We start from the raw sequence: 2,482 nt of genomic DNA on the forward strand, positions 1-2,482 counted from the left end.
AAGTTGTACAAACGGTAGAATCGAGGATTTTAGGGCATTTACGTCTATTGTAAAAGGAAGGAAAAAGGCGGACAATGTAACAGCATGGTTGGTTCCTGGATCACATCAGGTTGAGGCGGCCATAAAGGAAGAAGGTTTGCTCGACATACTACAGGAAGCCGGCTTTGAATTGCGGGAACCGGGTTGTTCAGCCTGTTTGGCCATGAACGATGATAAAGTCCCAGCAGGCAAATATGCGGTAAGTACATCGAACCGGAATTTTGAAGGTCGCCAAGGACCGGGTTCCAGAACCTTATTGGCGAGTCCGTTAGTAGCCGCTGCGGCAGCTGTTACTGGCAAAGTGACCGATCCCAGAGATCTTATGGCGATGGAAACGGCTTAGTGTAACAACTCAAAACTTTTAACTTCAAACTTATAACTTGAAACATGGCATACGATAAATTCAATATACTAACCTCCTCTGCAATACCCCTTCCCATCGAGAATGTGGATACCGACCAAATCATCCCGGCGCGGTTTTTAAAGGCAACGGAACGTAAAGGATTTGGCGACAACCTTTTTAGGGATTGGCGCTATAATTCGGATAATTCCCCAAAGAAGGATTTTGTTCTCAACAATGACATCTATGGTGGTAAAATTTTGGTAGGGGGCAAGAACTTTGGTTCAGGTTCTTCCCGGGAACATGCCGCCTGGGCCGTTTATGATTATGGCTTTCGTTGTGTGGTCTCCAGTTTCTTTGCCGATATCTTTAGAAACAATTGTCTGAATATTGGGGTATTACCCGTTCAAGTGAGCCCTGAATTCCTCCATAAAATATTTACGGCAATCGAAGCGGACCCCAAAACACAGTTGGAAGTAAACCTTCCAAAACAAACAATTACTATTCTTGCAACAGGTGAAGAGGAAAGCTTTGACATCAATGATTACAAGAAAGCGAACATGACCAACGGTTTTGATGACATTGATTATCTTTTGAACATCAAGGACAAAATCATCGAATACGCCCAAGACACACCGCTGTAAATACATTAATAATCAATAAGTTGCCACGAAATGAACCAACGACGGATTGAAATAATGGATACCACCCTACGTGATGGGGAACAAACCTCAGGAGTGTCCTTTTCAGTATCCGAAAAACTTACCTTGGCCAAATTGCTTTTGGAAGAGCTAAAAGTTGATCGTATTGAAATAGCATCAGCCCGGGTTTCCGAAGGCGAATTGAAAGCCGTACAGAAAATTACGCAATGGGCCGCTGAAAAAGGGTATCTTGACAAGGTTGAAATATTGACTTTTGTCGATGGGGGTGTTTCGTTGGATTGGATGGATAAGGCCGGAGCCAAGGTTCAAAACCTATTGACCAAAGGGTCTCTGAACCATCTTACCCATCAGCTTAAGAAAACGCCAGAAGCACATTTCGATGACATTTCAAAAATACTCGAACAATCAAAGCAACGGGGTATCAAGACCAACGTTTACCTTGAGGATTGGAGTAATGGCATGCGAAATTCAAAGGACTACGTACTACAGTATCTCGATTTTTTGACCAAGCAGCCCGTTGAGCGCATTTTATTACCGGATACCTTAGGGGTATTGACCCATTCGGAAAGTTTTGATTTCGTATCTGAAATCATAAAACGCTATCCTGATTCCCATTTCGATTTTCATGGACATAATGACTATGACCTAGGAGTGGCCAATGTCATGGAAGCGGTAAAAGCGGGTTGCCATGGCATACACCTTACCGTAAACGGTATGGGAGAGCGCGCAGGTAATGCCCCTATGGCCAGTGTTGTCGCGGTGATCAACGATTTTCTTCCTGATGTGGAGATTGCCGTCAACGAATCCTCACTGTACAAGGTCAGTAAATTGGTTTCTGCCTTTACAGGATTCGGGATTCCGGCCAACAAGCCCATTGTAGGTGATAACGTATTTACCCAAACCGCTGGAATTCATGCGGATGGCGATAGTAAAAAGAACCTCTATTTCAATGATCTTTTGCCAGAAAGGTTTGGTCGAAGACGCAAATATGCCTTGGGAAAAACCTCAGGCAAAGCGAATATTCAGAAGAATCTGCAGGAGTTGGGTCTCACCCTGAATGAAGAAGAACTTAAAAAGGTGACGCAACGCATTATTGAACTGGGCGACAAAAAGGAACGTGTTACCAAAGAAGATCTGCCGTATATCATTTCCGATGTGTTGAACAGTGGAGGATATCAACAAAAGGTATTCGTAAAATCTTATGTTCTTACCCACGCCAAAGGATTGAAACCCTCGACAACTGTGGCTGTGGAAATCAATGGCGAACTTCATGAGGCCCATGCACAAGGAGACGGACAATACGATGCCTTTATGAACGCTTTGCGTAAGATCTATAAATCGAAAAAACAGGATTTCCCTAAACTTACTGATTATGCGGTACGTATTCCGCCGGGAAGTAATTCGGATGCCCTTTGTGAAACCATTATCTCTTGGGATAATC

General features: G+C 43.6%; 3 protein-coding genes. All 3 read left to right on the forward strand.

The window, feature by feature from the left end:
- A partial coding sequence (locus WBM98_RS17795) for an aconitase family protein (protein WP_424367366.1) occupies positions 1-382 on the forward strand: 382 nt, incomplete at its 5' end.
- A 44-nt stretch (positions 383-426) separates the two neighbouring features.
- On the forward strand, positions 427-1,023 hold the full coding sequence (leuD, locus tag WBM98_RS17800) for a 3-isopropylmalate dehydratase small subunit (protein ID WP_424367367.1): 597 nt from the start codon (positions 427-429) through the stop codon (positions 1,021-1,023).
- A 30-nt stretch (positions 1,024-1,053) separates the two neighbouring features.
- The coding region (locus tag WBM98_RS17805) for an alpha-isopropylmalate synthase regulatory domain-containing protein (RefSeq protein WP_424367368.1) at positions 1,054-2,482 on the forward strand (1,429 nt) is incomplete at its 3' end.

This window comes from Maribacter sp., assembly GCF_049667165.1.
Classification (GTDB): Bacteria; Bacteroidota; Bacteroidia; order Flavobacteriales; family Flavobacteriaceae; genus Maribacter_A.